Source organism: Listeria sp. Marseille-Q6474 (assembly GCF_946902005.1).
Classification (GTDB): domain Bacteria; phylum Bacillota; class Bacilli; order Lactobacillales; family Listeriaceae; genus Listeria; species Listeria innocua.
The window spans coordinates 24,396-49,792 of record NZ_CAMPPS010000002.1 but is presented as its reverse complement, the minus strand read 5'-3'; the positions used below and the strand labels follow the sequence as shown (position 1 = coordinate 49,792).

Annotated in this window: 29 protein-coding genes and 1 pseudogene; 16 read left to right on the top strand and 14 right to left on the bottom strand. The window is 38.8% G+C overall.

The window, feature by feature from the left end; genetic code table 11:
• Positions 1–225 precede the first annotated feature (225 nt).
• From OC533_RS10910 to mnhG, 8 genes are all read left to right on the top strand, one after another.
• Positions 226–1,437, top strand: coding sequence for a lmo2377 family MFS transporter (locus OC533_RS10910; protein ID WP_003763740.1), 1,212 nt, complete (start codon positions 226–228; stop codon positions 1,435–1,437).
• 344 nt (positions 1,438–1,781) lie between these two features.
• Complete coding sequence (locus OC533_RS10905) at positions 1,782–4,190, top strand: Na+/H+ antiporter subunit A (RefSeq protein WP_194324015.1); 2,409 nt, start codon at positions 1,782–1,784, stop codon at positions 4,188–4,190.
• Entirely contained in the window at positions 4,174–4,599 is a 426-nt protein-coding gene (locus tag OC533_RS10900) for a Na(+)/H(+) antiporter subunit B (protein WP_003769105.1), read from the top strand. The genes OC533_RS10905 and OC533_RS10900 overlap by 17 nt, the downstream gene beginning before the upstream one ends.
• Positions 4,599–4,946 (top strand): Na(+)/H(+) antiporter subunit C, encoded by a 348-nt coding sequence (locus OC533_RS10895; protein ID WP_003763750.1) that lies wholly within the window; start codon positions 4,599–4,601, stop codon positions 4,944–4,946. Before OC533_RS10900 ends, OC533_RS10895 begins: the two co-directional genes overlap by 1 nt.
• The gene (locus OC533_RS10890; protein ID WP_262265273.1) at positions 4,939–6,423 is read left to right on the top strand and encodes a Na+/H+ antiporter subunit D; all 1,485 of its coding nucleotides are present in this window, start codon (positions 4,939–4,941) and stop codon (positions 6,421–6,423) included. Before OC533_RS10895 ends, OC533_RS10890 begins: the two co-directional genes overlap by 8 nt.
• 6 nt (positions 6,424–6,429) lie before the next feature.
• Positions 6,430–6,909: a Na+/H+ antiporter subunit E gene (locus tag OC533_RS10885; protein WP_003768160.1), complete on the top strand. Its 480-nt coding sequence runs from the start codon at positions 6,430–6,432 to the stop codon at positions 6,907–6,909.
• Positions 6,906–7,193, top strand: a complete 288-nt coding sequence (locus tag OC533_RS10880; protein ID WP_003722409.1) for a Na(+)/H(+) antiporter subunit F1 — start codon at positions 6,906–6,908, stop codon at positions 7,191–7,193. Before OC533_RS10885 ends, OC533_RS10880 begins: the two co-directional genes overlap by 4 nt.
• Positions 7,177–7,770: a monovalent cation/H(+) antiporter subunit G gene (gene mnhG, locus OC533_RS10875; protein ID WP_185484844.1), complete on the top strand. Its 594-nt coding sequence runs from the start codon at positions 7,177–7,179 to the stop codon at positions 7,768–7,770. Before OC533_RS10880 ends, mnhG begins: the two co-directional genes overlap by 17 nt.
• Positions 7,771–7,814: 44 nt before the next feature.
• Here the strand turns inward: mnhG and menI are convergent, their stop codons facing one another.
• Positions 7,815–8,186, bottom strand: a complete 372-nt coding sequence (menI, locus tag OC533_RS10870) for a 1,4-dihydroxy-2-naphthoyl-CoA hydrolase MenI (RefSeq protein ID WP_194324017.1) — start codon at positions 8,184–8,186, stop codon at positions 7,815–7,817.
• A gap of 127 nt (positions 8,187–8,313) precedes the next feature.
• Here menI and OC533_RS10865 point away from each other — a divergent pair, with 127 nt between their 5' ends.
• Positions 8,314–8,787, top strand: coding sequence for a divergent PAP2 family protein (locus OC533_RS10865; RefSeq protein ID WP_003763760.1), 474 nt, complete (start codon positions 8,314–8,316; stop codon positions 8,785–8,787).
• A 33-nt stretch (positions 8,788–8,820) separates the two neighbouring features.
• Here OC533_RS10865 and OC533_RS10860 read toward each other — a convergent pair whose 3' ends face one another.
• The 3 genes from OC533_RS10860 to OC533_RS10850 all read right to left on the bottom strand — a co-directional run bounded on the left by OC533_RS10860 (position 8,821) and on the right by OC533_RS10850 (position 11,790).
• On the bottom strand, positions 8,821–9,639 hold the full coding sequence (locus OC533_RS10860; RefSeq protein WP_194324019.1) for a YwqG family protein: 819 nt from the start codon (positions 9,637–9,639) through the stop codon (positions 8,821–8,823).
• 34 nt (positions 9,640–9,673) lie between these two features.
• Entirely contained in the window at positions 9,674–10,495 is an 822-nt protein-coding gene (locus OC533_RS10855) for a YwqG family protein (protein ID WP_010991217.1), read from the bottom strand.
• 83 nt (positions 10,496–10,578) lie between these two features.
• Positions 10,579–11,790, bottom strand: a complete 1,212-nt coding sequence (locus OC533_RS10850) for an NAD(P)/FAD-dependent oxidoreductase (RefSeq protein WP_003769108.1) — start codon at positions 11,788–11,790, stop codon at positions 10,579–10,581.
• Between the two features lie 450 nt (positions 11,791–12,240).
• Here OC533_RS10850 and OC533_RS10845 point away from each other — a divergent pair, with 450 nt between their 5' ends.
• Both OC533_RS10845 and OC533_RS10840 read left to right on the top strand, forming a co-directional pair.
• Positions 12,241–13,236: an NAD(P)/FAD-dependent oxidoreductase gene (locus tag OC533_RS10845; RefSeq protein WP_003763767.1), complete on the top strand. Its 996-nt coding sequence runs from the start codon at positions 12,241–12,243 to the stop codon at positions 13,234–13,236.
• An 87-nt stretch (positions 13,237–13,323) separates the two neighbouring features.
• Positions 13,324–13,953, top strand: a complete 630-nt coding sequence (locus tag OC533_RS10840; RefSeq protein WP_003769109.1) for an SDR family oxidoreductase — start codon at positions 13,324–13,326, stop codon at positions 13,951–13,953.
• Between the two features lie 45 nt (positions 13,954–13,998).
• On the opposite strand, the gene OC533_RS10835 is transcribed toward OC533_RS10840, so the two are convergent.
• The 5 genes and pseudogenes from OC533_RS10835 to OC533_RS10810 form a co-directional block, all read right to left on the bottom strand.
• A complete protein-coding gene (locus OC533_RS10835; RefSeq protein ID WP_003725587.1) occupies positions 13,999–14,232 on the bottom strand; it encodes a YuzB family protein in 234 nt (77 codons plus the stop codon).
• 21 nt (positions 14,233–14,253) lie between these two features.
• Positions 14,254–14,580, bottom strand: coding sequence for a YuzD family protein (locus OC533_RS10830; RefSeq protein ID WP_003768177.1), 327 nt, complete (start codon positions 14,578–14,580; stop codon positions 14,254–14,256).
• A 240-nt stretch (positions 14,581–14,820) separates the two neighbouring features.
• Entirely contained in the window at positions 14,821–15,003 is a 183-nt protein-coding gene (locus OC533_RS10825) for a hypothetical protein (RefSeq protein WP_077957558.1), read from the bottom strand.
• Between the two features lie 31 nt (positions 15,004–15,034).
• Positions 15,035–15,166: a hypothetical protein gene (locus tag OC533_RS10820; protein ID WP_373404175.1), complete on the bottom strand. Its 132-nt coding sequence runs from the start codon at positions 15,164–15,166 to the stop codon at positions 15,035–15,037.
• 164 nt (positions 15,167–15,330) lie between these two features.
• Positions 15,331–15,462, bottom strand: a pseudogene (locus tag OC533_RS10810) (hypothetical protein); the annotation flags it as partial.
• 430 nt (positions 15,463–15,892) lie between these two features.
• Here OC533_RS10810 and OC533_RS10805 point away from each other — a divergent pair.
• From OC533_RS10805 to OC533_RS10795, 3 genes are all read left to right on the top strand, one after another.
• A complete protein-coding gene (locus OC533_RS10805; protein ID WP_194324021.1) occupies positions 15,893–18,700 on the top strand; it encodes a MucBP domain-containing protein in 2,808 nt (935 codons plus the stop codon).
• Positions 18,701–18,873: 173 nt separating this feature from the next.
• On the top strand, positions 18,874–19,110 hold the full coding sequence (locus OC533_RS10800) for a NifU family protein (RefSeq protein WP_003763779.1): 237 nt from the start codon (positions 18,874–18,876) through the stop codon (positions 19,108–19,110).
• A gap of 114 nt (positions 19,111–19,224) precedes the next feature.
• Entirely contained in the window at positions 19,225–19,725 is a 501-nt protein-coding gene (locus OC533_RS10795; protein WP_003769113.1) for a phosphatidylglycerophosphatase A, read from the top strand.
• A 23-nt stretch (positions 19,726–19,748) separates the two neighbouring features.
• Here the strand turns inward: OC533_RS10795 and OC533_RS10790 are convergent, their stop codons facing one another.
• The 5 genes from OC533_RS10790 to OC533_RS10770 are packed head-to-tail and all read right to left on the bottom strand — an operon-like array spanning position 19,749 to position 24,038.
• Entirely contained in the window at positions 19,749–21,059 is a 1,311-nt protein-coding gene (locus tag OC533_RS10790; protein WP_003769115.1) for a hemolysin family protein, read from the bottom strand.
• Between the two features lie 35 nt (positions 21,060–21,094).
• A complete protein-coding gene (locus OC533_RS10785) occupies positions 21,095–21,538 on the bottom strand; it encodes a GNAT family N-acetyltransferase (RefSeq protein WP_003763788.1) in 444 nt (147 codons plus the stop codon).
• A 49-nt stretch (positions 21,539–21,587) separates the two neighbouring features.
• A complete protein-coding gene (locus OC533_RS10780) occupies positions 21,588–22,355 on the bottom strand; it encodes a TIGR01457 family HAD-type hydrolase (protein WP_185482652.1) in 768 nt (255 codons plus the stop codon).
• A gap of 19 nt (positions 22,356–22,374) precedes the next feature.
• Positions 22,375–22,650, bottom strand: coding sequence for a YutD family protein (locus tag OC533_RS10775; protein ID WP_003722426.1), 276 nt, complete (start codon positions 22,648–22,650; stop codon positions 22,375–22,377).
• On the bottom strand, positions 22,647–24,038 hold the full coding sequence (locus OC533_RS10770; protein WP_194324023.1) for a bifunctional metallophosphatase/5'-nucleotidase: 1,392 nt from the start codon (positions 24,036–24,038) through the stop codon (positions 22,647–22,649). The genes OC533_RS10775 and OC533_RS10770 overlap by 4 nt, the downstream gene beginning before the upstream one ends.
• Before the next feature lie 132 nt (positions 24,039–24,170).
• Here OC533_RS10770 and OC533_RS10765 point away from each other — a divergent pair, with 132 nt between their 5' ends.
• The gene (locus OC533_RS10765; protein ID WP_003722428.1) at positions 24,171–25,010 is read left to right on the top strand and encodes a sulfite exporter TauE/SafE family protein; all 840 of its coding nucleotides are present in this window, start codon (positions 24,171–24,173) and stop codon (positions 25,008–25,010) included.
• On the top strand, positions 25,011–25,376 hold the full coding sequence (locus tag OC533_RS10760) for a DUF1634 domain-containing protein (RefSeq protein ID WP_185543594.1): 366 nt from the start codon (positions 25,011–25,013) through the stop codon (positions 25,374–25,376). It abuts the gene before it with no gap.
• Positions 25,377–25,397: the final 21 nt, after the last annotated feature.

Genomic DNA, 25,397 nt, shown 5'->3' with positions numbered 1-25,397 from the left:
AAAACTCCTTCTTTTGTTTAAATTTATTGTTTACTAACGTAGCCAAATAATAAGCAAATTAACAACGACAGCAATCAGATACAGTACTAGTATAACAGCTGAAACCCAAATAACAATTTTTTTAACCAAAAATGCACATCCTTCACTTTATTTTTCATTCACTATCTTTTATTCTATAATGAAAAGGACAGTTTTAACAATAATACGAATAGAGATGATTCTTTTATGACAACTCGAACACGGAATTTATACATCTTAATGCTGGCCAACCTGCTGATGTCAGCCAGTATGACAATGATTATGCCCTTTTTATCTCTTTACATTGAAACCTTTGGTGATTATAGCAATGCCTACGTCCAAAGGTGGGCCGGTTATATTTTTGGCGTGACATTTTTAGTTGCCTTTATCTTTTCGCCGATTTGGGGTCGTATTGGTGATAAGCACGGTTATAAAGGGATTTTGATTCTGACTTCGGTTGGTTTATCAGTTTGTATTTTTTTGATGGGATTTGCGCATTCTGTCACTTATTTACTGATATTGCGAATTTTCATGGGGGTTGTAACTGGCTTTATTGGCGTTAGTAATGCCTTTATTGCAAGGCAAACTCCTCGTAATGAAGCTGGTAAGATTCTTGGTACGCTGCAACTTGGCGGGGTTACTGGGATGCTTTTTGGGCCACTTATTGGTGGTGCGATGGCGGATTTATTTGGTTTTAAAGACACTTTTACAATTACTGGGATTGCGATGATGGTTGCGGCATTGCTTGTTGCTTTTGGTGTCAAAGAAATTCGGACAGAAGAACAAAAAGAAGCTGCCAAAGTAGTGTATTCTCGTCGTGCGGTGTTAAAACAAATTTTTACGCTACGAGTACTTTTTACTGTGATGGTTATTACTGCTCTTATTCAAATAGCGAATTTTAGTGTGCAACCGCTTCTCGCACTGTATGTTGGAGATATGACGAAATCAGATAATATTGCGTTTTTATCGGGATTAGCGTTTTCTGCGACGGGGTTTGGGAACTTGGTGATGACGCGAAAATGGGGACAGCTTGGCGATAAATATGGATATGAGAAAATTTTAAATATCCTATTGATTATGGCGGCGGTTTTCGTTATTCCGCAAGCATTCGCGACAAATCTTTGGGTGTTTATCTTCTTTCGCTTTTTATTCGGTATTGCAATTGGTGGAATGGTTCCTTGTACGACAGCCTATATTCGGCTTGCGGCGCCTGGAGTTATGCAAGGAGAAATGCTTGGATATAACCAGAGCGCTCGCTTCTTAGGAAATGTTATCGGACCTATTCTTGGTGGAACGCTTGCTGGCTTTACTGGGATTCCAAGTGTTTTCTTATTTATGAGTTTTATGTTTCTTGTCGCGTTTTTCATTTTACTTTACGCCCTTCATTCTGACCGAAAACGGCAAGTTAATGTTGATTAATCTTTGCAAACCTAAGTTTTTTCTTAGGTTTGTTTTTTTATTCTTCCTATTTAATTGTTTTTTAACATTGCGTAAATTGATTTATAAAGTTAAGTTTCCTGCCTTTTTTTCAGATAAAAAAGTATGTTATAATAAAAAATATAAAAAGTACGGCGTTTATTTGGGTACTTCGTGAATAGTAAGGTTGTTGAAATTTGATGAGTTAGCGCAATTTTTTAAAATGTTAATTAGAGCTATGTTTCATTAAATGTAAGTACTTGCTTAAAAAATAATGATTTCCTGTTCTTATTTTCACATTTCCAGGATGAGTTTCCGTATAAAAATTCTTCGAGGAGGAGCCGATATTGTCATTTCTTCATCTAGCAATTGTTCTGCCATTTATTGTGGCACTGCTAATTCCACTTTTTTACCGGTGGACTAAACAAGTTCATACTGGCTGGTTAGTACTTCCGATTCCAGTGATTTTGTTTATTTACTTCTTAACATTTATTCCCAAAACGATGGACGGGGCAACGATTGTTTCAATGCCTTGGATTCCGCAACTTGGGATTAATTTTACAGTAGTAGTAGATGGGCTAAGTTTACTGTTTGCGCTACTTATTACTGGAATTGGTTCACTCGTTACATTTTACTCTATTTATTATTTAGGGAAAAAGAAAGAACGACTTAGCAATTTCTATACATTTTTATTTATTTTTATGACGGCAATGCTCGGGGTTGTCTTAAGTGATAACTTGATTGTCCTGTATCTTTTCTGGGAATTAACTTCGATTAGTTCGTTCTTATTGATTGGGTATTGGTATCATCGCGAACGTTCACGGTACGGTGCTCGTAAATCGATGATGATTACAGTCTTCGGTGGACTAATGATGCTCGGCGGGTTTATTTTGCTTCATATTATGAGCGATTCTTATTCCATTCGCGAGATTATTAGTAACGCGGACGTGATTAGTAATAATAGTTTATTCATTCCTGCAATGATTCTTGTGTTGCTCGGGGCATTTACGAAATCGGCACAAGTACCATTTCATATTTGGCTACCTGATGCAATGGAAGCACCTACTCCGGTCAGTGCCTACCTCCACTCTGCTACGATGGTAAAAGCAGGGATTTATATTGTAGCTCGCTTTACGCCTCTATTCGCAAGTTCGGGTTTCTGGTTTTGGACGGTATCACTCGTTGGGATTACGACGCTTTTCTGGGGTTCACTGAATGCCACAAAGAAAAACGATTTAAAAGCGATTTTGGCTTACTCGACAATTAGTCAACTTGGACTTATTATGTCACTTCTTGGTGTTGGAGCGGCCTCGCTTCATTTTGACACGCTAAGTGATGATATTTATGTGATGGCGATTGTAGCGGCTGTCTTCCATCTGTTTAATCATGCGACATTTAAAGGAAGCTTGTTTATGATGGTTGGGATTGTCGATCACGAAACCGGCACGCGGGATATTAGACGGCTTGGCGGATTAATGCGAATTATGCCTATTACAGCAACGATTGCATTTATCGGAACATTTGCGATGGCTGGTATTCCACCATTTAACGGATTTCTAAGTAAAGAAATGTTTTTTGAAAGCATGGTAAATATTACGCAATTGCAATTGTTTGACGCAAGTACTTGGGGCGTTCTGCTTCCTGTTGTTGCTTGGGTTGCTAGCGTATTTACATTTGTGTATAGCATGATTATCTTCTTTAAAACATTTACTGGAAAACTGAAGCCATACTTACTTCCGAAAAAGCCACATGAAGCTCCGTTTGGACTACTCTTGCCACCAATTATTTTATCAATTTTTGTGGTAGGGATTGGGCTTTTCCCTAATTTAATTGCAGAGCCGATTTTGGAACCTGCTGTAAGAGCGATTGTTCCAGGACTTGCTACTGATTTTTCTATTCATATTGGTTTATGGCACGGATTTACACCAGCTTTATTGATGACTTTCGGGGTTGTCGCAGTTGGTATTGGCTTGTTCCTTACACATAAATACTGGAAACCTTGGATTACTACTCGGGTTCCAAAAGCACTTCGAATTGGCAAAACATATGATAATGGGATGTATTATTTAGAACAAGGTTCGTATCGGATGACGATGTTTATTATGACTGGTTGGCTACGAACTTACTTAAACTATATGTTATCGGCCTTTATTTTAATGATGGCTTCGGTCATGATTTTCACACAAGCACTTGATTTCAATTTCTCGAGTATGACGAAAGTAACAGTTGTTGATTTTGTTTTAGCGGCAGTTATTTTAGTGACGTTGGTTGGGATTGTCTTTTCCAAGTCGCGGATTACTTCGATTATTTTACTTGGAGCAATGGGATACACGATTAGTATTTTCTTTGTTATCTCTAGAGCACCAGACCTTGCTTTAACACAGCTTATTATTGAAACTATTTCCGTTGTGCTTTATCTACTTGTGTTCTATCACCTTCCTCAGTTTAGTAATATTGAGGAAAAGCCGAAATGGTTTTCAATGAAGACGATATTGAGTATCGGGGTTGGTGTGATTATTACACTGGTTTCCCTTTCAGCGTATAATACGACTTTTTATGACTCAATTTCGAAATACTATGTCGATAATGCTTACGTGGAAGCGGCGGGACGAAATATTGTTAATGTTATCTTGGTTGATTTCCGTGGTTTTGATACGATGTTCGAAACTGCTGTTCTGTCAATTGCCGCGATTGGTATTTACGCGATGATTAAATTACGACTGACGAAACGAGGTGAGAATGATGAAAACGAATGACGTTCTACTGAGAAATGTAACAAAAGTTGTTGCTTTCATTATTTTCTTATTCTCGCTTCACCTCTTCTTCGCAGGGCATTATAATCCAGGTGGCGGGTTTGTGGCCGGGCTTACAACAGCTGGCGCAATTACGTTAACATTACTTGCTTATGATACAAAAACAGTCGCTAGTATGCTTAATATCAATACAATTATGCTCACTGGTGTCGGTCTTGTTTTTGCTCTTGGTACAGGAATGATTGGGATTTTCACGGGTGACCCTTTCTTAACACATAAGTTTGGTCATGTTGATTTGCCCATTTTAGGAGATACTGCGTTACACACGGCGACTTTGTTTGACCTTGGCGTTTACTTAGTTGTTGTCGGTGTAACACTTACGATAATTCAAACGATTGGGGAGAGTGACTGATGGAACTATTAATGTCTATATTAATCGGCTTGATTTTTGCAGCTGCTGTCTACTTAATTCTCTCTAAAAGTTTGTTACGAATTATCATTGGAACAGCTGTCCTAAGTCATGGCGTCAATTTACTTGTACTAACGATGGGTGGACTGAAAAAAGGTCGCGTACCGATTCTTGGTACACCGGGATCTGGAACATACAATGATCCCCTTCCACAAGCACTTATTTTAACTGCGATTGTTATAAGCTTTGGTGTAACTGCCTTTTTCCTTGTTCTTGCTTATAGAGCGTATCAGGAGCTTGATAGCGAGAGTGTATCCAAGACGAGAGGACATGAAGCCGATGATGAATAATTTAATTTTAATGCCGATATTGATTCCTTTCCTTGGAGCAATTACGTTAATGCTACTGCCAAAACGGGTCATCGTTCAACGAGTTTTCGCCCTAATATTTAGTGGTATTCTGGTTGTGGCAACACTTGGACTTGTGTTTTACATTCGAGAAAATGGTATCACAACTGTGAATATTGGTAACTGGGCTGCTCCTTTTGGGATTACGATGGTTGGCGATATGCTTGCGATTTTACTTACGGCAACGACTAGTATTATCCTTTTCTGCGTGATACTTTATTCCTTTTACACGATTGGGAAACCGCGTGAAAAATTTCTTTATTACCCAGCGATTCTCTTTATGATTGTTGGGGTGAATGGTTCGTTTTTAACTGGTGATATTTTCAATATGTTTGTGTTCTTTGAAGTAATGTTGATGGCCTCTTATGTACTTCTTGTCATTGGTGGGACCCAAGTTCAACTGAAAGCAACGATTAAATATTTACTGATAAATGTGGTTGGTTCTGGATTTTTCGTTGTAGCGATTGCACTGCTTTATTCGATGATTGGAACACTCAACATGGCGGATATTTCACAAAAAATTATGGACTTAAATGGTGCCAATACGGGAATGATAAGCGTTGTCGCAGTTTTATTCTTGTTTGTATTCGGACTAAAAGCAGGACTCTTCCCGCTTTATTTCTGGCTTCCGGGATCTTACTTTGCTCCACCAATCCCAGTTCTCGCTTTATTTGGCGGGCTTCTGACAAAGGTTGGGGTTTACGCAATTATTCGAACGTATACACTATTTTTCAGTTCACTAACTGACTTTGTTGTTCCGTTACTTGGAATACTCGCGATTGTGACGATTATCCTTGGCGTTATAGGGGCAATTAGTTATTATGATATGAAAACAATTGTGATTTACAATATTATGATTGCGATTGGCGTGATACTATTTAGCGTTTCGATTATGACACGCGAATCGATGACTGGTGCCGTATTTTACTTGATTCACGATATGATAATCAAAGCCGCACTCTTCCTCATTGTTGGGATTGTGATGGCGATTACTGGTTACTCTAGCGTGAAAAAATTCAGTGGCTTAATGAGCGTGAAGCCGTCACTTGGTTGGATTTTCTTTATTGCCACATTAGGCCTTTCAGGGATTCCACCTCTTAGCGGATTTATCGGAAAACTTTTGATAGTCGAAGGTGCTTTCTCTGCTGGTCAAATTGTTGGTGGGATACTCATTTTATTATCAAGTTTATTCGTCCTCATGTCCTTAATCAAAGTCTTTACAAGAGGTTTTTGGGGTGAGAAAAAAGGAGTATTCAATCTACAAATTCCGTATAAAAAAATGCTCGTACCTGTAGTTATTCTACTTGCGATTTCTATTGGTTATGGCGTGTTTAGTAACGCAATCTATCCGTTTATTGAACAGGCGGTTGACCCACTTGTTGACCCTTCTGTTTATATCGATGCGGTGATAAAGGAGTGATAAAAGATGGCTTTTCAACTTATTCTTAATATAATACTTGCTTGTTTGTGGATGTTTCTTGAGTCATCATTTAGTTTTGCGACATTTATCATTGGCTTTATTATCGGGATATTTTTGCTTTTATTTATGCGACGCTTTCTTGGGTCAAGATTTTACCTTTTCCGGTTATTTGCCCTCGTTAAACTAGTTTTCCGTTTCTTACATGATTTAATAGTTTCAACGGTTCATGTAAGTCGAATTGTTTTGAAGAAAGATATGAACATTCGTCCAGGGATTTTCAGATACGATACAACACTTGAAACTGACTGGGAAGTAACTATGCTTGCGTTATTAATTACATTAACTCCTGGTACACTTTCGATTGATATTTCGGATGATTATAAAGCAATCTATGTTCATTCACTGCACGTTCCGAATATCGAAGAAGAAATTGCGACGATTCGTAAATCTTATGAAGGTGCGATTATGGAGGTGTTCCACGGATGATTATTCAAATAGCTTTATCCATTGGTTTACTTCTTTATTCGATTTCTACTTTCTTATATCTTTACCGTATTTTAAAAGGACCAACTACTTCTGATAAGGTCGTGGCGCTTGATTCTATTGGCATGAATTTAGTGGCAATTGTTGCCCTCCTTTCAATGTTTTATGACACCCATGCCTTTTTAGATGTTATATTACTTATTGCGCTCCTTGCCTTTATTGGGACGGTTTCCTTTGCTAAATTTATTGAGAAAGGGAAGGTGATTGACCGTGAACGTGATAATTGAGATTATTATTTCTATTATGATTTTAATTGGTGGCTTGCTTAGTATTCTGGCGGCAATTGGTGTTATCAGACTACCGGATGTTTATACAAGAACACATGCTGCTGGGATTAGTAATACATTTGGCGTTAGCTTGCTTCTTTTTGCAACGGTTGGTTATTTTTTCCACTCAGGTGAAGGTTTTAATGCGCGAGTGCTTCTGGCAGTGCTGTTTATTTTCTTAACGACTCCAGTAGCTTCCCACCTTATTAACCGGGCCGCTTATGATACTGGTGTGCCGCTAGCTATTCGAATTCGTGACCAATTGCGTTCGGTGAAAAAAGACGACATCAAGAAAAAGAAAAGCCTTATTATTCGCCAAGAACAAATTGAAAAAGCGCGACAAGAACGAGAAGAATTGGAAGAACGAATGGAATGGGAACGACGCGAAGAAAAAATTGATGAGCGTGAAGATCAAGAAGAACAAGAACGCGAACGTGAGGAACAAACGATTGAAGAACAATCAGATGATTCCGAGCATGAAATCATCGAGCAAGATGAAAATGAAACTGAATCAGACGATGATAAAACAGAGAAATAAAAAAAGCATGGCGCGAGTTCATCAATTGACCTCTGCCATGCTTTTTATTTTCGTTTCTTTTTGACTGCTATGGTACATCTGCTAATACAAATTAGTTTTTCCGTTTCGTCAGTGATTTTAATTTCCCAGACTTGGGTACTTCTGCCAAGGTGGATTGCTTCCGCGGTTGCTGTTACTATTCCTTCTTGTTTTGAAGCAAGGTGGTTGGCGTTAATTTCTAAACCAAAGACGATTTCATCAGGTTCAATTGATTTCGCAGCACCAATACTCGCAGCATGTTCCGCCAAAACAACAGAAACTCCGCCATGCAAATAGCCAAATGGTTGATGAACTTTTTCTGTTACTTCTAACTGAACGACTGCTTTTCCTTTTTCTACTGAAACAATTTCAATGCCAATAGTTTCTTGGAGTCCCATATGTTCCCTTCTTTCCGAATTTGATTTATACTTTATTATATAAGAGTTAGAAGAAAAATTCTAGAAAAGGTTTTTAATAAGCTCATTGTGGTAAAATAAGAATAGACTTTTTGACAGGAGAGATTTGATGTCGATATTTACGAATACACCATTAATTGCATCTATTATTGCGATAGTGTTTGCTCAAGTGGTAAAAGTGCCGATTCATATATTAGTTTACCGGAAGTTTAACCTCGGACTAATGTTTTCCACTGGTGGTATGCCTAGCTCTCACTCGGCTGCGGTTACTGCACTAATGACAACACTCGCAATTGAATACGGGCTAGATTCACCTTATTTCGCGATTGCTGTTGTATTTGGTATTATCGTGATGTTCGATGCGACTGGCGTTAGAAGACAAGCCGGTGAACAAGCAGTTGTTTTAAACAAATTAGTAACGGATTTTCAAGACTTCGTGGAGCATGCAAAAGGGCTCGCGGCACCTGAACAAGAAGAAAAAACGAAGCATTTAAAAGAATTACTCGGCCATAAACCAATGGAAGTTTTCTTTGGGGCTTTGACCGGGATAGCGATTGGATTTATTTTAGAAATATTTATGTAAATAAAAAGCTGACTCATTGTAGTCAGCTTTTTTTCATGAGCAATCCCAGTTATACATAATGTTAGAAAAGTCTCGATTGATTAAATCTTGTTTATTAATGAAGAAGTTCGCAACACCGCAGTCGCCCCACATAATCGCCATTCTATTTTCATCAAAGTCTTCGGACGCTAATTGGAACAAAAGCGTGTCGTGATGAGGATTTTCTGCATACATACGCGGATCTTCTTGCGTGAAGAACGGATACCCGCCGAGCTGACTGCCTTCGCTAGCTAGGTTGTATAACTGATCTGCTTTATCTTCCTCATCAGCGAAAATTTGATCAGCTAATTCATAAAAATTATTCCCAAATTCATTTTCAAAATCAAAGCTATCTTGTAATAGAATTTGATCTGAAACTTGGCCAGCAATTTTAAATTCACCATTTACAACAGGGTAAAAATCTGTTTTCGCTACATCTTCAAAAAATGCATCTTGTTCTTCGGCAGTTAAGCTCTCACTTCCCAAGTCATCAAAGAAAAACACCCGAAAACCGTCTTGGCTCGTAGGATTTTCAAAATTAAGTCCGTATAAATCATCTTGATAATCCACATAAAAAGCAAGCAAGCCAAATTCTGGATAATTTTCCATTTGCGGCATTTCCGAAAAATTAATTTGCGCTAATAACGAAAGCGGCTTACCTTCTTCCGTCACCGGATAGCCTTGTTCTTTCGGCAAATAACCGCGGCCACCAGCTTTACTTTGTAACAAGGAAAGTGTACCCGCATCTTTAAAATGCAACTCTATCCGCTCTTTTTCTGTTTCCAAAAAGCGTTCGGCCCATTCACTTGGAAGTATATCAAAAAGTTGTTCCATTATTTACCTTCTTTCTTTTTTGTAACGTGATTCTTTAACAATCCCAGTTAAAAATAACATTGGAAAAATCCCGATTAATTAAATCCTGTTTATTAATAAAGAAGTTGCCGACTCCACTCATGCCCCACATGATATTTATTTGGGCACCTGGCTCTTCACTGTACTCACTATCTAATTGAAACAGCAATGTGTCGTGATACGAATTTTCTGTACGCATTCGCGGATCTTCTTGGGTGAAGAACGGAAAACCACCAATTTGACTACTATACGTTGCAAGGTCAAATAGCTCATTCGCTTTATCTTCATCATCACCAAAAATTTGCTCCATGATGTCATAAAAACCACTGCCAAATTCTTTCTCAAACTCTAGAATATCATTCATCAAAAGCTCTTTCGTTACTCGACCAGCAAGTTTATACTCCCCTTTGACCACAGTATAAAGGGCTGATTTATCAATACCTTCAAAATAAACAGCTTGTTCTTCTGCAGTCATGCTCTCTCTGTCTATATTCTCAAAGAAAAACACCCGAAAACCATTTTGTTCTGTCTGATCATCAAAATTAAGACCGTATAAGTCATCATGATAATCAACATAAAAAGCAAGTATTCCTGATTTTGGATAATTCTCGATTTGCGGCATTTCCGCAAAATTTATTTGCGCTAAAAAGAAAAGTGGTTCTCCTCCTTCATTCACTGGATAACCTTGTTCTTTCGGCAAATATCCTCTCCCACCAACCTTACTTTCTATTAAAGAAATCACGTCTTCATTTGTAAAGCTTAACTCAATACGTTCTTTCATTGTTTTTGAAAATTTTTCTGCCCACTCACTAGGAAGTATCTCAAAAAGTTGTTTCATGGACTTACCTACTTTCATTTTTCCTTCATTATAACATAACAAAAAAGCAATATCTGCACTAACAGATATTGCTTTTAGAAGTCTTATTTATAAAATTTAAACTTACCTTTACTAGCAAGAACGCCTGAACCACCAATAAGTAGTAACGCGCGGTCATCAATGACTTTTTTCATAACGGAAGCTGGGTAGCCTTTTAGGTTTTTGCCGAAAACAACACCGATTGCGTCGTTATCACCTAGTGAGCAAACTGTTCCTTTTTCATGATAAACAAAGTCTTGTAGATCTGTTTCGCCTTTAACTAATTTAGCTAAGTTCACTGCAGCCACATCTGCTTGTTGCATTGCAATTTGAGCAGTTGGCGGGAATGGACGGTCGTTTGCAGGGTTGATGATTAGTGAGCAGTCACCAACAATTAAAATTTCTTCATTACCAGGAACGGTTAAATTGTTGTTTACTTTCACACGACCACGACCAGCTTCAAAACCAGACGCTTCAATAACACTGTTACCACGAACTCCGGCAGCCCAAATAATTGTCGCTGCTTTAATTTCGCGTACTTCTGTTTCACTTTCAGCATATTTAACGCCGTCAGCTGTAGCTTCTTTAACTGGTTTACCAACATGGAATTCTACGCCGCGATCTTCTAGTACACCAACACCATAATCAACGAGTTTCGCATCAAATTGTGGTAATACTTTTGGAGCTGCTTCCATACAATAAATGCGCACTTTTTCGCGAGGCACATCGTACTCTTTCACTAGTTCTGGAATGCGATTAGTTAATTCCCCAAGAAACTCAATTCCAGTAAAGCCAGCGCCACCAACGATAATTGTTAATAATTCATCGCGTGGATCTGTTTTCCATTTAGCAAATTGCGCTTCAATGTGCGCACGGATTTTTTTAACGGATTCTACACTTGTAATAGTGAAGGCATATTCTTTCAAACCACTGATTCCAAATGTTTCTGCTTCTGACCCAAGTCCAATTAATAAATAGTCATAGCTGATATCGCCATTTGCATCTAGTGTGACTGTTTTTTCGTCTTTATTAATTTTTACTACAGTATCTTGGATAAATGTAGTTTTCGTATTGTTTACGACTTTATCAAGTGGATACATTAGTTTTTCTGGCTCAATTGTTCCAGCTGCTGCTTCATGTAACCAAGTCGTTTCGTGGTGGTAGTCATTCTTATTCACTAGAACGATTTCGGCATCCAAGTTTCTTTGTTGTAACTTACGTAAAGTTTTTAGTCCCCCGTATCCTGCTCCGAGAATGACAATTTTTGGTTTACTCATCTGTTATCACATCTACTTTCCCTTATATTTTTCTTCACAAAAAAAATTGCATTAAGAATTTCTTACTGCACCTATGTAGATTGCGCTAAAAATCTACTGCAACCAGTGAAAAAAGCGGAACTGGTAAGTACCAATTATATTCCCTCTTTCACAGCTTACAAACTATATCATAGACTTTTTAACTTGCATTTTCAAGGAAGGGAACTCAAGGGTTTATGCTTCTTAGCGGTAAGGTTAGAGTGGTATATGATTTTTTTCACAATAAACCTCTGAGATGACTTGGTTTTCGTAAAAATCTTTTATTTGAGTGGTAATTGGTCTAGTTCATTTTTCCGGATTTTTTAATACCACAATCCCGTAAACATTCTTTTTCAAAAATATATGCTAAAATATGCTTATTGCAACTTTAGCTATTTCATAGGGAAATTAGGAACTAGGGGGTGATGTATTTTGGATGAAAAAACAAAAATTTATGATATCACGATCATTGGTGGCGGACCGGTTGGGCTATTTGCCGCTTTTTATGCCGGAATGCGCAATGCGAGTGTGAAAATAATAGAAAGTTTACCGCAATTAGGTGGACAACTTTCAACGCTTTATCCTGAGAAGTATATTTATGACATTCCAGGCTATCCTTCTGTTCGCGCACAGGAACTCGTTAATAATTTAATACAACAAATGAAACCATTTGATCCGACAGTTGCGCTTGAAGAAGCAGTTCAAAGCGTTGAAAAGCAAGTCGATGGCACATTTGAAATCATCACGAAGAAAGATACACATTATAGTAAAGCAATCATTATTACTGCTGGTAACGGAGCATTTGAACCAAGACGTTTAGATCTTCCGGAAGCTGAACAATACGAAGGAAAAAACATTCATTATTTCATTAATGATCTTAGCCGTTTTTCCGGTCGTCGCGTTGCTGTTTGTGGCGGCGGGGATTCTGCGGTTGACTGGGCTCTAATGCTTGAAAAAGTGGCAAGCTCTGTTTCAATCGTTCATAGACGTAATGCTTTTCGCGCGCACGAACATAGCGTTAACAATTTAGAAAAGTCATCCATTGCGATTAAAACTCCATTCATTCCAACAGAAGTTCTTGGTAACGGCGATAAATTAACGCATATTACGCTTCAAGAAGTCAAAGGTGATACTACAGAAACGTTGGAAATTGACGATTTCATTATTAACTACGGTTTCGTTTCCTCGCTCGGACCTATTAAAAATTGGGGCTTAGAGTTAGAACGTAATTCGATTATCGTGAATTCCAAAATGGAAACAAATATCCCAGGGATTTACTGTGCTGGTGACATTTGTACTTATGATGGTAAAGTAAAACTAATTGCGACAGGATTTGGTGAAGCGCCGACTGCCGTAAATAACGCAATGAATTTCATTGATCCAAAAACCCGAGTGCAACCAATGCATTCCACATCTTTATTTGAATAACAGCAAAAACCACGAGGCAACTTGTGGTTTTATTTTTTACTCACCGGGAAAAGTTCTTTGTAGATATTTTTTAGGAGGAGATTAGCAATGAATGTACTCGTAATTGGCGCAAATGGCAAAATCGGTCGTCTTTTAGTAGAAAAACTCGCAATGGAAAAAGGCTTTTTCGTCCGAGCAATGGTTAGAAAAGCAGAACAAGTAAGTGAACTTGAAAAACTTGGCGCAAAACCAATAATTGCCGATTTAAAAAAAGATTTCCACTATGCCTATGATGAAATTGAAGCGGTTATTTTTACAGCTGGCTCAGGTGGTCATACGCCTGCATCAGAAACAATTAATATTGACCAAAACGGCGCCATTAAAGCAATCGAAACTGCCAAAGAAAAAGGTGTACGTCGTTTTATCATTGTTAGCTCTTACGGTGCTGATGACCCAGAAAGCGGTCCTGAATCTCTCGTCCACTATTTAAAAGCAAAAAAAGCCGCCGATGAAGAACTCAAACGAAGCGGTCTAGATTACACCATTGTTCGACCAGTCGGCCTTTCAGACGATCCGGCTACAGGTAAAATCTCAGAAGTCTCAGGAAAACCTAAGACAAACATTCCTCGTGCAGATGTTGCAAACTTTATTAGTGAGGCTTTAACTGAGAAATCCAGCTACTATAAAACCTATACTATCGAAAGCGGCGAAACACCAATCAGCCAATTTTTTGATTAATAAAAAGCGATGAGCCAGATTACGCGCTCATCGCTTTTTTCTATATTAAAACGGATTTTCTTCCAAAAATGTATATATATTCGCAACCAATTCCTCCGCTGTTTCTCCGCGAACCACTTCTCCGTCCACTAGAGCAAACAAACTTGTCGCGCATAAATCACAATATGTCAGACAATCATATTCAATCACGTCTAAACTATCATCCGCATCTAATTTCGCAAACGCCGCATCAGCCCCGCTCGCCAAATTATTAACGCAAAATTCCACAATCGGATTCATTTCCACTTGCCTCCTAGACTGTTACATCGTTGCCAAGTAACCACGGTCGGTCATTACTTGATAAATATCTTTCAACCGAGGATTGCCTTCCGCGATAATTTCACCGTCAACCACAATGACTGGATACATATAATCTTCATCAACAATCTTATTCGCCATATCTGCTAAAGCCGCTTCATTTGGCGGATTAAAAATATCTACATATTCCACTACAAAAGGCTGTCCAGAAAATTTCCGACCAATCGCAGCTCGAAGCCATTCCTCTGTTTCTTTCGAGGACGGTGCTCCGACACAACTCGCACAAATAGTCGTTGAACCATATACATATAATTTCGCTTCATTTACCATCATGCTTCACCTCACTATCATTGTACAAAAACCTACCCCAAAAAGCGACTAAGCTGTCTCATTTAGCATAACTATTAAACTTTATGAATTTTTATAAAGATATGAATTGACACAAATTTCTAGATATATTATAATATTTCCAATACATTGCAAATCTTTAAAGCAGTAGTGTATTAGCATGATAAACCATCTCCAGGTTGTACCCGTGATTTCACGGTCAACATATAAGTAACACTCCCTTTAACAATTGGGCGCGCAACCCAATTGTCTTTCAACCTTACCAGTTGAAAGAGCACGTTCCTTTCTGAGCCTTAGGAACGTGTTTTTGTTTGGCCCGTTCGAAGCAAAGCGAGTTACGGGCCAAATATGCATGCGAGCAAAGCGAGCATGTAATCCTTCCAGAAATGTGCGCCCTCCACACAAGCTTTCTTCCTCCATCAAAATCCATCCACCCTCAACCGAAAACCCACATTCCCATTCGCCCGTTCGAAGCAAAGCGAGTTACGAGCCAAATATGCATGCGAGCAAAGCGAGCATGTAATCCTTCCAGTAAAGTGCGCCCTCCACACAAAAACTTCCCTCCCATCAAAATCCATCCACCATCAATCTAAACCCTTCATCCCATTCGGCCCGTTCGAAGCAAAGCGAATTACGGCCAAATATGCATACGAGCAAAGCGAGTATGTAATCCTTCCCGTAAACTGCGCCCTCCACACAAAAAGCCCCCACCCATCAAAATCCATCCACCATCAACCTAAAACCCTCCATCCCATTCGGCCCGTTCGAAGCAAAGCGAATTACGGCCCAAATATGCATACGAGTAAAGCAAGCATGTAATCCTTCCCGTAAACTGCGCCCTCCACACAAAAAGCCCCCACCCATCAAAATCCATCCACCATCAACCTAAAACCCTCCATCCCATTCCACCATTCAAAGCGAACCAAATCACCCCCAACCAAAAACTAACCATTCAATATTTTTAGAAAAATTTAAAACCTAACAACTAATTTATATGTTATATATATCCAAAAACCCTCTTCCCACACCAACAAACAAGCGAAACCCTTTCTCCCACCTACATCCTCGCCCTAAAAAACAAATATGTCCAATTATTGAACCTCCCTCTACTTTCAATAAATTTCTTTTAGAAAACCCATGATTTATGAAGAGCCCTCATGGTATTATAACTTTGCTTTGAAGTGTATTCGATTGAAACCACTAGATTCTCGACTAATTTTGTTGCTGAAATAGTCAGTTTTAACGAATAACTAATTACGAATACATTCCAAAAAACAAGGAGGAAATTAGACATATGCAAAAAGCAATCAAAATAATGTTAGCTTTATTTTTAATCACAACCGTATTTTTACCTTTTAGTAATGTACGGGGAGCATCAACTGATGTAGTAAATATCCCAGATCCGTATTTAAAAGAAGGTCTTAAAACCATCGTAGGAAATCCGTTGCTAGACGAATTAACTGAAGCACAACTTGAGACGATTAGTACGGCCGATATTTCCTATATGTTCGGTTCATCTGGATATGCTGTCACTGGATTAGTTAGAGATTTAACTGGGCTCGAAAAAGCGGTCAATTTGACTAAATTATATTTTTCAAACCAAACAGGAATCACTAATTTAAATCAGATTAAGAATTTACCTAAGCTGAAAAAAATCGTTGGTATTACTACTGGATTGAATGATATTAAAGCTCTTGGCGAAATGCCAGCGCTCGAAGAAGTAGAACTAGGCGGGGATTATATTACTGATTTCACTCCCTTACTTGAAAAAGAAAACTTAAAATCATTTTCTTATAATTCGTATGCTTGGTTAGATCCAGCATATCACCAAATCGATAATGAAGAATTTACAAAATTTGCAAACCTTAAATCACTCGAAACTTTAGATGTAACTTGGAATAATATTTCTGATTTAGCAGCATTAACTGCAGATGATCATATTACACACTTAAATCTAAGTTACAACAAGTTCACTAATGTAGCTCCAATTGCTACGATGAAAAAACTTAAAGTCCTTTATTTAAACAATAACAACTTAACTTCCATTGATTCTTTAAATACACTTAGAGGATTATCTATTGCTTACGCTGATAATAATAGCATTACTGACTTAAGTAAGTTAAAAGACTTTTTTGAAAGCATGGCAGTCGTTGGTGATTATAAAGGTTTACAAGTTAACAACCAAACTATCACACTTCCAACTATTAATATTAAAGAAGGGGCAACAGCTATTTCAAACAACCCTACTTTAGATATTGATGGAGAAAAAATGCCTATTTCTAGCATTTCTGACGATGGAACGGTATCCGCTGATAATAAAACAGTCTCTTTCTCAAACTTACCAATTGGAACTAAGACTGTGACTTACAACGCGACATTCACAGCTACTTCCGCTAAAGGAGTACCGCTTAGTTACTCCATTAAAGTATCACAACCAATTAAGGTATCTGAAAAAACCAATTCAGCTGTAAACGTATTTTATAAAGATGAAAATGGCGATGAATTAGCTCCAAGTGAAACAATTTCTGGTAAATCCGGAGAAAATTACCAAACAACAGAAAAAACAATTACTAACTACAAACTAAAAGAAATCGAAGGCCAAGCTTCCGGACAATTTGGCGACAGCGATACAACAGTCACTTATGTTTACGAAAAAGCAGATGGCGCTCCTGTTACCGTTAAATACGTTGATGGTGATGGCAACGAACTTGCTACTTCCGACACACTGAATGGCAAAATCGACGCTTCTTACCAATCGACAGCCAAAAGTATCACAGGTTGGGCAGTTAAAACCACTCCTGCCAATGCTAATGGCGTATTTACAAATGCTAACCAAACTGTCACTTATGTTTATGAAAAAGCAGACGGCGCTCCCGTTACCGTTAAATATGTCGATGGTGATGGCAACGAACTTGCTACTTCCGACACACTGAATGGCAAAATCGACGCTCCTTATCAATCAACAGCCAAAAGCATCACAGGCTGGGCAGTCAAAACTACGCCCGCCAATGCTAACGGCGTATTTACGAACGCTAACCAAACTGTCACTTATGTTTATGAAAAAGCAGACGGCGCTCCTGTTACCGTTAAATATGTCGATGAAGACGGCAACGAGCTTGCTACTTCCGACACACTGAACGGCAAAATTGACGCACCTTATCAATCGACAGCCAAAAGCATCACAGGTTGGGCAGTTAAAACTACACCTGCCAACGCTAATGGCGTATTCACAAACGCTAACCAAACTGTCACTTATATTTACGAAAAAGCAAGCGGCGCTCCCGTTACCGTTAAATACGTTGATGAAGACGGCAACGAATTAGCTACTCCTGACACGCTGAACGGCAAAATCGATGCTCCTTACCAATCGACAGCCAAAAGTCTTTCTGGTTGGGCAGTTAAAACTACGCCTGCCAACGCTACAGGAGTATTCACAGACACTAACCAAACTGTCACTTATGTTTACGAAAGAGTAGATGGCGCTCCTGTTACCGTTAAGTACGTCGATGGCGATGGCAATGAACTTGCTACTCCAGACACACTGAACGGCAAAATTGACGCTCCTTACCAATCGACAGCCAAAAGCATCACAGGTTGGACAGTTAAAACTACTCCAGCCAACGCTACAGGAGTATTCACAGACACTAATCAAACTGTCACTTACGTTTACGAAAAAGCAGATGGCGCTCCCGTTACCGTTAAATACGTTGATGAAGACGGCAATGAACTCGCAACTCCTGACACACTGAACGGTAAGCTAGATACGTCTTACGCGGCAACAGCTAAAAACTTGAGCGGTTGGAAGTTAACAGCTACACCAGCCAATGCCACAGGTGTATTTACAACAGATGCTCAAACAGTCACCTTTGTATATACTAAACAAGAAGATAATCCTAAAAAAGAGGATAAAACACCAAGTAATACACAACCAGATAAAGACAAAAAAACTATTAAAATCAATGAAAACAAACCAACCACAATCAAAAAACAAACAAAATTACCGAAAACCGGCGATAACCAACAAGAAAGTATATTGTTCGGATTAATTGGTACATGTTTCGTTCTCTTAGGAATTTACTCAATTTCTAAGAAAAACAGCTAAAACAAACAACTAAAACTCTCTTATCCAGCTGATAAGAGAGTTTTTATTTGGAAATTATTCCAAAGTACACTACTTTCCACCTTGGAAAAACCCAATTTAATTTCTTTAATTTTTTCCGTATCCTGTTATAATAGAGAATATGATAGTGCCTCGCGAAAGGAGAACTATATCCTATGGAAGAAATTAGTTATGCCGAAGTTGATAAAGCTTTAAAAAAGTTCCGACCGTTTTTAGTTCGTGATGGCGGGGACTATGAGCTTGTGGAAGTGACCCCAGACGGCATTGTAAAAATCAAATTACTTGGTGCATGCGAAACTTGTCCAAGTTCTGATATGACTTTAAAAATGGGAATCGAATTGACTTTAGCAGAGAAAATTATCGGATTTAAAGAAGTCGTTCAAGTATTTTAAGAACTACTATTTTAGCGACCAAAATAAGCGGTCGCTATTTTTGTATAAATATGTTTAGAAATCCTGTAAACGTCTATCATACAATATACATACAGTTAGAAGGAGGTAAGGACAATGGTAGAAAAACAAAGCGCCCTAGAAGCTAAAGCTCGGAGTTGGCTGATTGAACGTGGCGTAGAAATAGATGACATCGCAGAATTGGTATTATTTTTACAACAAAAGTATCATCCCGGATTAGAATTAGAAATATGCCGTCAAAATGTAGAGCACGTGCTTCGTAAACGCGAAGTTCAAAATGCTGTTTTAACGGGCATCCAGCTTGATGTCATGGCCGAAAAAGGTGAACTCGTCCAACCGCTACAAAACATTATTAGCGCTGATGAGGGGCTTTATGGCGTAGATGAGATATTAGCACTTTCTATTGTTAACGTATATGGTTCGATTGGTTTTACAAATTATGGTTATATCGATAAAGTAAAACCTGGTATTTTGGCAAAACTAAACGAACATGATGGCATTGCTGTTCACACGTTTCTGGATGATATTGTGGGAGCTATCGCAGCGGCTGCAGCAAGTCGTCTTGCCCATAGTTACCATGATGATATTGTTAATTAAACAAAAACCAGTAAAACTAGAGGTCATTCCTCCGTTTTTACTGGTTTTTCTTTGCCACGTTTTACTTCCACTTGCCTGATTGAGTTTTTATTCATCGAACGAACGATAAACCGATAACCTTCATGTTCAATCTCGTCCCCTGTTTCTAAGTCAAAGCGTTCGAGCAGCATCCAACCTGATAGCGTATGGACACCCGGACTTTCAATCGGAACGCCAATTGCTTCCTCTACTTCCAAAAGCGGCTCAGATCCCTCTATAATGAAATGATTTAATGCCACCTTACGTATTCCTTTAGGTCCTTTTGCTTCTTCCATATCGCCGACAATCACTTCCATGACATCTTCAAGAGTCACAATACCTGAAGTCCCGCCATATTCGTCTGTTAAAACGACAAATGGTTCGCTTTCTTGTTGCATTTTTACGAGTAATTCTTCTAAAACCATCCCTTCAAATACTTCTAAAACTGGCGATATAAAAGGTTTGATTGATTGTTCTACAATGGCTTCATCTTTTCCAAGTCCAGCCATAACCGCACTGACACGTAACATGCCAATGATATGATCTTTATCTTCATCTTCTGTTACCGGAAAAATATGATATGTATGCTCGGAAGTTAATTTAAGCAAATCTCGCACTGTCGCTGTTTGGTCAATGGCAATCATCGACATCCGCGGAATCATGACTTCTTTTGCCGGCACATCCCCAAGCTTGAAAATATTTTTCATATAACGAAATTCTTGTGGATTTAAAAGACCTTGCCGGTAGCTATCTTCAAAAATAATTTTGAGCTCAGTCGGTGTCATTTGATCTGCATCATCAGTACGTTTCACACCAAACATCCGCGTAATTAAATTTGCCGAGTTATTTAAAAGCCAATTGAGCGGAAAAGTTAGGCGATACCAATAAACTAGCGGGCGCGCGATGAATAACGCTACTTTTTCGGTACTTTGAATGGTGAATGTTTTCGGGGCTAGTTCCCCAAGTACCACATTTAAAAAGGTAATTAAAATGAACGATACAAAAATCGAAATCGGTTTTTCTAGTGATTCGGGTAGTGGCAGCATTAAAAAAAGTGGTTCTAGCCAACCGCGCATTGTTGCTTCACCGACCCACCCCATCGCAAGTGCTGCGAGTGTGTTTCCTAGCTGACAAGCAGCCAAATAATCATTCATATTGGAAGTTACTTTTTTAACGTATTTCGCTCGTGGGTTATCTGAGGCAAGTAGTTGTAGGACAGTAGGTTTTCGAATTGCAACAATGGCAAATTCACTCGCTACAAAAAAAGCAGTCGCTGCAATTAAAAATACGACAAAAAAATCATTAAATACGTCCATTCCCAGTCCTCCTTATCCCCATTCTATACCCTTTTTCATCGTTTAAACCACAAGTCTGCAACTGCCTCACCATCGATAATTTCGCCCGTTTTCTCAAACCCATATTTCGCATAAAATTTCTCTGCCACATGGTTATCTGGTTCGTAAGACAAGCGTAATCTTGCAGGTTTTTCTGGCAAATTTTTCACCATTTCGATGATTTGCTCCAAAGCATCCCCGCCGTAGCCTTTACCTTGGTGCTCTTTTCCAGTCATAAAACGTACTAGCCAAAATTCGCCGTCATCCGTATCCATTCCGTACATTGCATATCCAACTGGCATATTATCAGCATAAATGACAATAGAATGATACGTTTCTTCAAAACTTGCTTCGATAATCGAGTACCAATTTTCTGCTACAAATGTTTTCTGGTGAGGATGTACTTGTAATTTAGCCGTTTCATGAAAATTATCTTTCGTTAGCTTTTGTATTGAGACCATTTTTCTAACCTCCTAATTATTAAAAAAAGAGCAGAAAAAATCCGCTCTTCTAGTTAAATTTCCAATCAGTTAGCTTCGTTACAGCATATGTCGGCTGGACCTCTTTGGTTGTTAGTGCCTCTTTTGAAGTGAAACCAGTATGAACGATTAAAGTATCCATACCGTAGTTGATTCCCGCCATAATATCTGTTTCGTAGTTATCGCCAACCATAATTGCTTCGTCTTTTTGAACACCGAGTTTTGCGAGTGCTTGCTCCATAATAATTGATTCCGGTTTTCCGATAAAAACAGGCATCGTTTCTGTCGCGACAGAAACAACCGATGTAATCGAACCATTTCCCGGAAGCAAACCGCGTTCAGTTGGGATTGCCGCATCGCCATTTGTGGAGATAAACATTGCGCCACCTCGAACCGCAAGAGCTGCCTTAGCAAATTTTTCGTAATCTACTTCTCGGTCAAGTCCAACAACAACAAAAGCTGGGTTACTAGAAGTTATTTCAAATCCATTATCAGTTAGTTCTTGTTTTATTCCACGTTCACCGATAACATAAACCGATTTCTCACGTTTTTGTTCAAGCATAAATTGCACAGTTGCTTGTGAAGTTGTAAAGACGTCACCCGATTCCGCTTGAATGCCCATGCCAGTTAAATGTTCGGCTACTTGATCTGGTGTCTTTGTAGAATTATTAGTTACAAATAAATACGGAATTCCCGCACGTTTTAAATTTTCGATAAAAATGATTGCTTCGGGAATAACTTCTGCTCCGCGATACATTGTGCCGTCTAAATCAATTAAATACGCTTTATAATTCTTCAATTCCAAATTACCTCGTTTACTATTTTACTTTTTTAATAACAAAATAAGCACAGCCAAAGTTGCAGTATTCGTAAATATATTCTTTTAACGTGCTAATCTTGTTGTCGTATGCGGCTTTACGGTTGTCGTCTTCAAAGAAACCTTTCAGTCTAAGTTGATCGTAACCCCAGTCACCTACTATATAATCATATCGCCCAAGAATATCGCTAAATCGTTCGTTCAATTTTTCCTCGTCAAAAGCGTCGCGATAATTGGTGATAATTTCGTAATTTAAATCTTGAATCGTAATCGTCACGTGTCTTCCTCCTGTCCGTACATTTTTTTGAGTTTCCATTTTAAAATATCTCGGAGTAATTCTGGTGTATATACTTCTTTTCGTTTAATTTGCTTCACTATCGGGAAAAATGGCGCGAATACAAACGTATCGTGTGTCGCAATCCGGTATTCCCGCGTTTTATCAATCGGTTTATTATCAAAAAGTGCCACTTGATTTTCCGAGTCAAAACCAGCTCTGTCCATCAAAACAGTACCAAAATACTCGCCTCGGAAACCAAAACCTCGAAGCGGAATATCTTGCAGTTCTGCTTTCTTTCGGTAGATTCCGTCAATAAGTATTTCAAGTTCCTCACCAGACATCGTTAAAGCAATCGCATTTAACGGATGCGGTAACATTTGGTGAATATCAAAATCCGTCACAATCCCAGCTTCAAAATCAGTCATAAAAATGCCCGCGTTCATCACAAACGTTTCCGAACCAGTCCATTCACAAACAGCCTCATTCAAAATGTGTGCAATTTCCGAGTCATCAAACCAATTATGCGCTAACTTCCCGGGAATCGCAACTACTTTTTCAGATAATTCATCTCGTCCTTTCTCAAAGAAAGCTTGAATTTCTGCCGTTTCATTTGGAGGAATCGGAAGTTTTTCGGTTGCAAAAGTTACTGCTTTTTTAGAGATGATCTGATTATTTTCATCTAGCTCAATAGTAACTTTCCCTACATGCTCTCCCCATCTTCCGGCAGCAGCCAGTAATGCATTTCCTTCTATTTTTCCATTTTCAAGTAAATGATGGGTATGCCCACCTAATATAATATCAATTTCTGGTAATTCTAAAGCAATTCTTTCGTCTGTCGGCAAACCGAGGTGACTCAGTAAAATAACTACATCTGCGTCCGCGTCCAAGCCAGCAATTTGCTTCTTAATCGCACTAATTGGCTCTTCTACTCCCCAGCCCATCTCTTCGTAGTACTCTCTAAATGGCGCCGTCGCACCGATAATAGCAATTTTCACTTGTTCTATTTCTTTATACACAATCGATTTCACCCAGTCCGGCTGCTCGGTGCACTCTTTATCCGCATAAAAATTACAGCAAACTACCGGGAAAGCCGCGTGCTCGTATAAATTATCCAAGTCTTCATGTGCCAAAGTCGTTCCTTCATTATTGCCAAAAGTTACTGCGTCATATGGAAGCTGATTAAGTAAGTCCGTATTCGCAAGTCCATTTGTCCCTTCAGTAAGCGGATGAACCCGGTCTAAAAAATCGCCAATATCAAAAAAGAGCGCCGCCTTATTTTCTTTATCTGCAGCTGTTCTTTTCTCTTTTAAGAAATTAAAAATACGAGGCCAATGCTCCAAGTGACTATGAACATCATTTGTATGCCATAAAGTTAAATGTTTCATCAATCCACCTCACTCCTCACATATAACTATTGTAGCTCAAAATAGCTTTTTTTACACGCAGTAGGACCGTTTGAATCGTTCAACCTTCATTTTATGTTATGATAGGATATATTGTTTTAAAGGGAAGTGATTTTTTTGGATATTACGCAAACAGTCGAAATTCTTCTAATCTCTGTTTTTGCAGGGGTTGTTGGCTCTTTGCTTGGGCTTGGTGGTGGAATTATTGTAACGCCTGCCTTGACTCTTATTTTCGGGATTGATATTCAGTATGCGATTGGAGCGAGTATTATTTCCGTTATCGCAACAAGTAGTGGTTCCGCCATCGCTTATATCAAAGACGGCATCACCAATCTTCGTGTCGGTATGTTTCTCGAGATTGCCACAACAATCGGTGCAATAACCGGGGCTTTCGTCAGCGGACTGCTCTCGGCTACAGCCCTCTACATCATCTTCGGACTTTTACTTCTATATTCTGCTTTCAACATGATTAAAAAGGTCGGTTCAGAATTTCCTACCAATGTGAAACCAGACCCACTAGCAACAAAATTAAACTTACATGATTCTTATTACGATAAATCTTTACGGCAAACAGTTGACTACCAAGTAGCAAATGTTCCTGCTGGTTTTGGTGTAATGTACGGCGCAGGTATCGCTAGTGGCTTACTTGGAATCGGTAGTGGCGCATTTAAAGTAATGGCACTTGATGTCTTTATGAAAATGCCGCTAAAAGTAAGTAGCGCAACGAGTAATTTAATGATGGGTGTAACCGCGGCTGCCAGTGCAACTGTGTATCTTTTCCAAGGTGACATCCAGCCCGCTATTGCAGCTCCTGTTGCGATTGGGGTACTTGTCGGCGCAACACTTGGAACGCGCATCATGCAACGTTTAAAAAGCAAAGTTATTCGGATTATTTTTATTCCCGTCATTTTATATGTTGCCTTCCAAATGATTTTAGAAGGATTGGGGTGGATTTAGATGGCAGAGAAAAAAGAAGAAATGTACCGCGTGGAGCTAATTGTTAGCGCACTGCTACGAATCGGTGTTGTCCTTAGTGCGATCATTATCGTTTTTGGCCTCGTTATGCTATTTATTACCGGCGAAAGTGGCTATCCTGGGGAAACTTATCCGACCTCACTTACAGCGATTTTTAGCGGGCTAGGATCGCTTAAACCATACGCGATTATGATGTTCGGTCTGTTTTGCTTGATTTTAACGCCAGTCCTTCGTGTCGTTGTATCATTGTTTACTTTTTTGAAGGAAAAAGATTACTTATACGTTGGCGTAACTGGGATTGTGTTAATTATTTTAGTTATTAGCTTTTTAATTGGAATTAAGGCATAAAAAAGATGGCGCTGCTTACGC

Coding starts and splice junctions, on each gene's coding strand:
- OC533_RS10850 (WP_003769108.1), bottom strand. CDS start 11,790: ATGAGTAAACCAAAAATTGTCATTCTCGGAGCAGGATACGGGGGACTA.
- OC533_RS10890 (WP_262265273.1), top strand. CDS start 4,939: ATGAATAATTTAATTTTAATGCCGATATTGATTCCTTTCCTTGGAGCA.
- OC533_RS10785 (WP_003763788.1), bottom strand. CDS start 21,538: ATGGTCTCAATACAAAAGCTAACGAAAGATAATTTTCATGAAACGGCT.
- OC533_RS10860 (WP_194324019.1), bottom strand. CDS start 9,639: ATGGAACAACTTTTTGATATACTTCCAAGTGAATGGGCCGAACGCTTT.
- OC533_RS10790 (WP_003769115.1), bottom strand. CDS start 21,059: ATGGACGTATTTAATGATTTTTTTGTCGTATTTTTAATTGCAGCGACT.
- OC533_RS10795 (WP_003769113.1), top strand. CDS start 19,225: ATGGTAGAAAAACAAAGCGCCCTAGAAGCTAAAGCTCGGAGTTGGCTG.
- OC533_RS10760 (WP_185543594.1), top strand. CDS start 25,011: ATGGCAGAGAAAAAAGAAGAAATGTACCGCGTGGAGCTAATTGTTAGC.
- OC533_RS10880 (WP_003722409.1), top strand. CDS start 6,906: ATGATTATTCAAATAGCTTTATCCATTGGTTTACTTCTTTATTCGATT.
- menI (WP_194324017.1), bottom strand. CDS start 8,186: ATGGGACTCCAAGAAACTATTGGCATTGAAATTGTTTCAGTAGAAAAA.
- OC533_RS10800 (WP_003763779.1), top strand. CDS start 18,874: ATGGAAGAAATTAGTTATGCCGAAGTTGATAAAGCTTTAAAAAAGTTC.
- OC533_RS10805 (WP_194324021.1), top strand. CDS start 15,893: ATGCAAAAAGCAATCAAAATAATGTTAGCTTTATTTTTAATCACAACC.
- OC533_RS10820 (WP_373404175.1), bottom strand. CDS start 15,166: ATGGGAGGGAAGTTTTTGTGTGGAGGGCGCACTTTACTGGAAGGATTA.
- OC533_RS10895 (WP_003763750.1), top strand. CDS start 4,599: ATGGAACTATTAATGTCTATATTAATCGGCTTGATTTTTGCAGCTGCT.
- OC533_RS10840 (WP_003769109.1), top strand. CDS start 13,324: ATGAATGTACTCGTAATTGGCGCAAATGGCAAAATCGGTCGTCTTTTA.
- OC533_RS10885 (WP_003768160.1), top strand. CDS start 6,430: ATGGCTTTTCAACTTATTCTTAATATAATACTTGCTTGTTTGTGGATG.
- OC533_RS10865 (WP_003763760.1), top strand. CDS start 8,314: ATGTCGATATTTACGAATACACCATTAATTGCATCTATTATTGCGATA.
- OC533_RS10830 (WP_003768177.1), bottom strand. CDS start 14,580: ATGGTAAATGAAGCGAAATTATATGTATATGGTTCAACGACTATTTGT.
- OC533_RS10910 (WP_003763740.1), top strand. CDS start 226: ATGACAACTCGAACACGGAATTTATACATCTTAATGCTGGCCAACCTG.
- OC533_RS10900 (WP_003769105.1), top strand. CDS start 4,174: ATGATGAAAACGAATGACGTTCTACTGAGAAATGTAACAAAAGTTGTT.
- OC533_RS10855 (WP_010991217.1), bottom strand. CDS start 10,495: ATGAAACAACTTTTTGAGATACTTCCTAGTGAGTGGGCAGAAAAATTT.
- OC533_RS10835 (WP_003725587.1), bottom strand. CDS start 14,232: ATGAATCCGATTGTGGAATTTTGCGTTAATAATTTGGCGAGCGGGGCT.